At 69.8% G+C, this 7,113-nt stretch carries 7 protein-coding genes; 1 reads left to right on the top strand and 6 read right to left on the bottom strand.

Going from position 1 to position 7,113, the window contains the following annotated elements; translation table 11 throughout:
• Positions 1 to 147: 147 nt before the first annotated feature.
• Genes B7L92_RS33765 through B7L92_RS33745 form a run of 5 tightly spaced genes read right to left on the bottom strand, consistent with a single transcriptional unit; the run spans position 148 to position 5,918 of the window.
• Positions 148 to 948 carry an ABC transporter permease gene (locus B7L92_RS33765; RefSeq protein WP_081241070.1) on the bottom strand — a complete coding sequence of 267 codons (801 nt, stop codon included), beginning with the start codon at positions 946 to 948 and terminating at the stop codon, positions 148 to 150.
• Positions 949 to 1,872: an ABC transporter permease gene (locus tag B7L92_RS33760; RefSeq protein WP_081241069.1), complete on the bottom strand. Its 924-nt coding sequence runs from the start codon at positions 1,870 to 1,872 to the stop codon at positions 949 to 951.
• On the bottom strand, positions 1,869 to 3,065 hold the full coding sequence (locus B7L92_RS33755) for an ABC transporter ATP-binding protein (protein ID WP_081241068.1): 1,197 nt from the start codon (positions 3,063 to 3,065) through the stop codon (positions 1,869 to 1,871). Before B7L92_RS33755 ends, B7L92_RS33760 begins: the two co-directional genes overlap by 4 nt.
• A gap of 4 nt (positions 3,066 to 3,069) precedes the next feature.
• Positions 3,070 to 4,317 carry an ABC transporter substrate-binding protein gene (locus B7L92_RS33750; RefSeq protein WP_081241067.1) on the bottom strand — a complete coding sequence of 416 codons (1,248 nt, stop codon included), beginning with the start codon at positions 4,315 to 4,317 and terminating at the stop codon, positions 3,070 to 3,072.
• Positions 4,318 to 4,367: 50 nt separating this feature from the next.
• Positions 4,368 to 5,918 (bottom strand): gamma-aminobutyraldehyde dehydrogenase, encoded by a 1,551-nt coding sequence (locus tag B7L92_RS33745; RefSeq protein WP_081241066.1) that lies wholly within the window; start codon positions 5,916 to 5,918, stop codon positions 4,368 to 4,370.
• Between the two features lie 215 nt (positions 5,919 to 6,133).
• On the opposite strand from B7L92_RS33745, the gene ybiA reads away from it, so the two are divergent.
• Positions 6,134 to 6,736, top strand: coding sequence for a riboflavin biosynthesis intermediates N-glycosidase (gene ybiA, locus B7L92_RS33740; RefSeq protein WP_107501692.1), 603 nt, complete (start codon positions 6,134 to 6,136; stop codon positions 6,734 to 6,736).
• 3 nt (positions 6,737 to 6,739) lie between these two features.
• Here ybiA and B7L92_RS33735 read toward each other — a convergent pair.
• On the bottom strand, positions 6,740 to 7,113 hold a 374-nt coding region (locus B7L92_RS33735), incomplete at its 5' end, for a DUF4190 domain-containing protein (RefSeq protein ID WP_255311260.1).

Below are 7,113 nucleotides of genomic sequence, written 5' to 3'. Positions count from 1 at the left end.
GCCGGGGTCGTCCAGCCAGTAGGACACCGGCCGGGCTTCGGAGAGGGATCGCGTCCAACGGCTCATGGCGCTCGGGGCCATGATTTCAACTCCCTACGGGGGACTGCGGTTTCTTTTTCCCGGTGCTCTGCTTCGGGCCTTCCGCCGCTAGGCCTTCTGCCGCCTGCGCCGGTTCCCGATCGCCATCGAGACCAGCACCAGCAGGACGGCGACGACGAACATGGCCGTGCCGATGACGTTGATCTGCACGGGCGTTCCGCGCTGGGCGGAGCCCCAGACGAACATCGGGAAGGTGACGGTCGAGCCGGCGTTGAAGTTGGTGATGATGAAGTCGTCGAAGGAGAGCGCGAAGGCGAGCAGCGCGCCCGCCGCGATGCCGGGGGCCGCGATCGGCAGCGTGACCCGGACGAACGTCTGGAACGGGCCGGCGTACAGGTCCTGCGCGGCCTGCTCCAGCCGGGGGTCCATGGACATCACGCGTGCCTTGACGGCGACCACGACGAAGCTGAGGCAGAACATGATGTGGGCGATCAGGATCGTCCAGAAGCCCAGCTGGGCGCCCATGTTGAGGAACAGGGTGAGCAGCGAGGCCGCCATGACCACCTCGGGCATCGCCATCGGCAGGAAGATCAGGGAGTTCACGGCGCCGCGGGCGCGGAAGCGGTAGCGGACCAGCGCGAAGGCGATCATCGTGCCGAGCAGGGTGGCGCCGAGCATCGCCCACAGCGCGATCTGGAGGCTGAGCGAGAGCGATTCGCACAGTCCGGAGACACCGCAGGGATCCTTCCACGCCGCCGTGGAGAACTCCTGCCACTCGTAGTTGAAGCGCCCCTTCGGGTTGTTGAAGGAGAACACGGTGACGACGACGTTCGGCAGGATGAGGTACGCGAGGGTGCACAGCCCCGCGATGACGACGAGGTGGCGCTTGAGCCAGTTGACGAAGGCCATTTAAACCAGATCCTCCGTGCCGGACTTGCGGATGTAGAACGTGACCATGAAGAGGATCGCGGCCATCAGGAGGAACGAGAGCGCCGCGGCCGTCGGGTAGTCGAGGATCCGCAGGAACTGCGTCTGGATCACGTTGCCGACCATGCGGGTGTCGGTGGAGCCGAGCAGGTCCGCGTTGATGTAGTCGCCGGTGGCGGGGATGAAGGTCAGCAGCGTGCCGGAGACCACGCCGGGCATCGACAGCGGGAAGGTGACCCTGCGGAAGGTGGTCGACGGTCTGGCGTACAGGTCGTTCGCCGCCTCGTGCAGGCGCGGGTCGATGCGCTCCAGGGAGGTGTAGAGCGGCAGGATCATGAACGGCAGGAAGTTGTACGTCAGACCGCAGACGACCGCGAGCGGGGTGGCGAGCACCCGGTCGCCGGCGGTCCAGCCGAGCAGGTTGGTGACGTCCAGGACGTGCAGGGCGTCCAGGGCGCCGACCACCGGGCCGCCGTCGGCGAGGATCGTCTTCCAGGCGAGGGTGCGGATCAGGAAGCTGGTGAAGAACGGCGCGATCACCAGGATCATGATCAGGTTCCGCCAGCGCCCGGCGCGGAAGGCGATCAGATAGGCCAGCGGATAGCCGAGCAGCAGGCACAGCACGGTCGCGGAGGCCGCGTAGAGCACCGAGCGGATGAACTGCGGCCAGTACGCGGACAGCGCGTCCCAGTAGGTGGCGAAGTGCCAGGTGACCTCGTAACCCTCCTCCAGGGAGCCCGTCTGCACGGACGTGGAGGCCTGGTAGATCACCGGCAGCGCGAAGAACACCACCAGCCACAGCAGACCGGGCAGCAGGAGCAGGTACGGCGTCCAGCGGCCCCGTCTGCGCGGGGGTTTCCTCTCCGGGGCGGGCGCCAGGGGTGGCGCCTCGGTGACCGTGGTCATCGGGCGACCTCTTCCTCGACCGTCTCGACGCCCGCGGAGCCCACCGTCCCGGCGAGCGGGGACTGGGCGGCGTCCAGGCCGAAGGTGTGCGCCGGGTTCCAGTGCAGGACGACCTCGGTACCGGGCACCAGCCGGGTGTCGCGGTCGATGTTCTGGACGTAGACCTCGAAGTCGGAGCAGGCCGGGCTGTCGACGACGAACTGCGTGGAGACGCCGATGAAGCTGGAGTCGACGATCCGGCCGGTGATCCGGTTGCGGCCCTCGGGTATCTCGCCGGCGTCGTCGGCGTGGGTGAGGGAGATCTTCTCCGGGCGCACGCCGACCAGTACCTTCCCGCCGGTCGCCGTGGGCGCGCTGGTGCGGGCCCCGGGCAGGACGAGCTTGCCGCCCCCCGCCTTCAGCACGATCTCGTCGCCGGACTTCGAGTCGACCTCGGCCTCGATGAGGTTGGAGGTGCCGAGGAAGTTGGCGACGAAGGTGGTCCGCGGGTTCTCGTACAGGTCGGTGGGCGAGCCGAGCTGCTCGACCCGGCCCGCGTTCATCACCGCGACCGTGTCGGCCATGGTCATGGCCTCCTCCTGGTCGTGCGTGACGTGCACGAAGGTGATGCCGACCTCGGTCTGGATGCGCTTGAGCTCCAACTGCATCTGGCGGCGCAGCTTCAGGTCCAGGGCACCCAGCGGCTCGTCCAGCAGCAGCACCCTGGGGTGGTTGATCAGCGCGCGGGCCACCGCGACGCGCTGCTGCTGGCCGCCGGAGAGCTGGTGCGGCTTCTTCCTCGCCTGCTCGCCGAGCTGGACCAGGTCCAGCATCTCCTCGACCTGCTTCCTCACGCTCTTGATGCCGCGCCGGCGCAGACCGAAGGCGACGTTCTCGAAGATGTCGAGGTGCGGGAAGAGGGCGTAGGACTGGAAGACCGTGTTCACCGGCCGCTTGTACGGCGGGAGCGCGGTGACGTCCTGGTCGCCGAGGCGGACGGTGCCGCTCGTGGGCTCCTCCAGGCCGGCGATCATCCGCAGGGTGGTGGTCTTGCCGCAGCCGGACGCGCCGAGCAGGGCGAAGAAGGAGCCCTCCGGCACGGTCAGGTCGAGGGGGTGCACGGCGGTGAAGGCGCCGTAGGTCTTGCTGATGCCGGTGAGGCGGACGTCCCCGCCGCCGTTGCCGGCCGTGGTGGTGTCTTTCGTCGTCTTCATCTCGTCACGCCCCAGTGAGCTTCGCGAACTTCTCTTCGAACACCGTCTCTTCCTCGGAACTCAGGGAGCGGAAGGCACGGGACTTGGCCTGCATGTCCTTGTCGGGGAGGATCAGCGGGTTGTTCGCCGCGTCCTCGTCGAGCTTCGCGAGCTCGTCCTTCACCCCGTCGACGGGACAGACGAAGTTGATGTAGGCGGCGAGCTCGGCGGCCGGCTGCGGCTCGAAGTAGTAGTCGATCAGCCGTTCGGCGTTCTCTTTGTGCCGGGCCTTGTTGGGGACCATCATGTTGTCGCTGGACGTCATGTAGCCGCTGTCGGGGATCAGGAACTCGATGTCCGGGTTGTCCGCCCTGAGCTGGACGATGTCACCGGCCCAGGCCAGACAGGCGGCGAGGTCGCCCTTGGTGAGGTCGGCGGTGTAGTCGTTGCCGGTGAAGCGGCGGATCTGCCCCTTGTCGACGGCCTTCTGCAGCCGGGCCGTCGCCGCGTCGTAGTCGTCGGCGGTGAACTTCGCCGGGTCCTTGTCCATGTCGAGCAGGGTCATGCCGATGGTGTCGCGCATCTCCGTGAGCAGGCCGACGCGCCCCTTGAGCTTCGGGTCGTCCAGCAGGTCGGAGAGGGTCTTCACCTCGATGCCGTCGAGCGCCTTCTTGTTGTAGGCGATGACCGTGGAGATGCCCTGCCAGGGGTAGGAGTAGGCGCGGCCGGGGTCCCAGTCGGGGTTGCGGAACTGGGCGGACAGGTTGGTGAAGGCGTGCGGGAGGTTGGCGGGATCCAGCTTCTGCACCCAGCCGAGGCGGATCAGGCGGGCGGCCAGCCAGTCGGTGAGGACGATGATGTCGCGGCCGGTGTCCTGGCCGGCGGCGAGCTGCGGCTTGATCTTGCCGAAGAACTCGGTGTTGTCGTTGATGTCCTCGGTGTACGTGACCTTGATGCCGGTCCGCCGGGTGAACGCCTCCAGCGTGGGGTGCCTGCGGCCGCTGTCGTCGACGTCCATGTACTCGGTCCAGTTGGAGAAGGCGACGGTCTTCTCCTTCTCGGAGTGGTCCTCCGCCGAGACACCGCCCTGGGGGTTGCCGGCCGCGGGGATGCCGCAGCCGCTCAGCGCCCCGATTCCGCCGACCGCGAGCGCGCCGCCCGCGGAGGCGCGCAGCAGCGAACGGCGGGTCAGGGCCGCCCGGCCATTGCGGAGGCTGCGCCGCACGGCGGCCACCTGGGCCGGGGAGAGGCGGTCGGGCTCGTACTGCTCCATGCTCGTGGTGCCCTTTCGGGAGGAGGGCCGCGGGTCGGGCGGCCTGGCTGCTATCGGTCCCCGAAGACGGTGCGGTGCCAGTCCTTGCGGACCACCGCGGTGTTGTCGAACATGACGTGCTTGATCTGGGTGTACTCCTCGAACGAGTACGAGGACATGTCCTTGCCGAAGCCGGACGCCCGGTAACCGCCGTGCGGCATCTCGCTGATGATCGGGATGTGGTCGTTGATCCACACGCATCCCGCCTTGATCTCGCGCGTGGCGCGGCCCGCGCGGTACACGTCACGGCTCCACGCCGAGGCGGCGAGCCCGTACGGGGTGTCGTTGGCCAGCGCGATGCCCTCGTCGTCGGTGTCGAAGGGCAGGACCACCAGCACCGGCCCGAAGATCTCGGACTGCACGACCTCGCTGTCCTGCGGCGCTCCGGCGATGAGGGTGGGGCGATAGTACGCGCCGTTCCCTAGGTCTCCCCGCGGGGCCTCGCCACCGGTCACCACGCGCGCGTAGGCGCGCGCCCGGTCGACGAAGCCGGCCACGCGGTCGCGCTGGACGTGCGAGATCAGCGGGCCGAGGTCGGTGCCGGGGGCGAAGGGGTCGCCCAGCCGCACCGTCTCCATCAGGGCGGCCGTCCGCTCGACGAACGCCTCGTAGAGCGGGCGCTGCACGTACGCGCGCGTGGCGGCCGTGCAGTCCTGACCGGTGTTGATCAGCGCGCCCGCCACCGCGCCGTTGACGGCGGCGTCGAGGTCGGCGTCGTCGAAGACGACGAAGGGCGCCTTGCCGCCGAGCTCCAGGTGGACGCGCTTGACGGTGGCGGTGGCGATCTCGGCGACGCGCTTGCCGACGGCGGTGGAACCGGTGAAGGAGGTCATGGCCACGTCGGGATGGCCGACGAGGTGCTCCCCCGCCTCCGCGCCGGTGCCGGTGACGACGTTGATCACGCCGTCCGGGATGCCGGCGTCGGCGGCGGCCTGCGCGAAGAGGAGCGAGGTCAGCGGGGTGAGTTCGGCGGGCTTGAGGACGATGGTGTTGCCCGCGGCGATCGCCGGGAGGATCTTCCAGGCGGCCATCTGGAGGGGGTAGTTCCAGGGTGCGACGGACCCGACGACGCCGATCGGCTCGCGGCGGACGTAGGAGGTGTGGTCGCCGGAGTACTCACCGGCCGACTGCCCCTGGAGGTGGCGGGCGGCCCCCGCGAAGAAGGTGATGTTGTCGATCGTGCCCGGCACGTCGAACTCGCGGCTCAGCTTCAGCGGCTTGCCGCACTGCAGGGACTCGGCCTGCGCGAAGTCCTCGGCGCGCTCGGCGACGACGGCGGCGAACCGGTGCAGGGCGTCGGAGCGCTCGCCCGGGGTGGCGCCCGCCCAGGCCGGGAACGCCTCACGGGCCGCGGCGACGGCCGCGTCCACGTCGTCGGCGCCGGCCAGTTCGTACGTGAGGACGCCCTCACCGGTGGCCGGGTCGACGACCGTGTGGGTGCGGCCCGAGGTCCCCTTCGTCACGCGGCCCGCGATGAACTGCGCCCCGTCGGCGAAGCGCTCCCGTGCGGGGAATCGTTCCGAAGTGGCGTTGTCCGGGGTGGCGTTGTCCGGGTTGTGCATGTCGCTCTCCTCCGTGTCCCCGAGGGGGGCGGCGTGGCTCCAGCTCGATGTGAGTGCCGATCCTGACAGAGGGACGGGACTCCAACAAGTGATTCCGTTGTTGCCATTTGGTTACGCGACGAAATCTGTCGACCGGGTGTCGAGTGACTGCGGAAAAGGCAGGACGGGGTGTCGGTGGTGCGTGCCAGACTCGCGTGCACGGAAGGGACCACGGGGTGGCGGTGAGCGGGGTGGCGGTGAGCGGGACGGCGGGGACGATCGGCTCCAGGGAGGCGCTGATCGAGGCGTTGCGGGCCGGGAAGAGGGTCAAGTACCTGCACTTCTGGGGACATCGGCCGCTGCCCGACGGCCGGATCGGGGCGAGCTGCCTGAGTCAGTGGTGGCCGTCGCCGTTCACGGTGGAGGGCGTGGAGTACGCGACGGCCGAGCACTGGATGATGGCGGCCAAGGCCCGGCTCTTCGCGGACGCGGAGGCGGAGCGGCGGGTGCTCGCCGCGGACCGTCCCGCGCAGGCGAAGAAGGCCGGGCGGCTGGTGCGGGGCTTCGACGAGGCGCTCTGGCGGCAGGAGCGGTTCCGCATCGTCGTCGAGGGCAGCGTCCACAAGTTCACGGCCCACGACGGCCTGCGGGCCTTCCTGCTGAACACGGGCGAGCGCGTCCTGGTCGAGGCGAGCCCGGTGGACCGGGTGTGGGGCATCGGCCTGGCGGCGGCCGACGAGGGGGCGGCGGACCCGGAGCGGTGGCGGGGACCGAACCTGCTGGGGTTCGCGCTGATGGAGGCGCGCGGACGGATCCGGGCGGGCGGGGGCGCCGGCTGAGCCCTAGAGCGAGGTGACGAGGACGAGCACGCCGAAGCCGATGCCCAGGACCGTGCCGATCGCTCCGCAGATGATCCCGGCCAGGGCCTGGCCGGGGTTCGTGGCCTCGCCGCGGGCGGCCTTGCCCCGGCCGATCGCGCCGAAGATCACGCCCAGGACGCCGAGCAGGATGGCCACCGGCCACAGGCAGAACACGACGGCCGAGATGATCCCCAGCACCAGTCCGGCCACGCCCAGCCCGTTGCTCGGCACCGGCGCCATGCCGGTCCAGCCGTAGTAGGCCTGTCCCGGGACACCCCCGTACCCGGGCGGCTGCGCGGCCTGGTGGCCGTACCCGCCCGGATAGCCGTACGGGACCTGGCCGGGGCCGTCGGGGG

This window comes from Streptomyces viridosporus (assembly GCF_002078235.1).
In the GTDB taxonomy this organism is placed as follows: domain Bacteria; phylum Actinomycetota; class Actinomycetes; order Streptomycetales; family Streptomycetaceae; genus Streptomyces; species Streptomyces viridosporus.
Note: the sequence above shows the minus strand (reverse complement) of the source record. Positions and strands in the feature narration are given on the sequence as shown.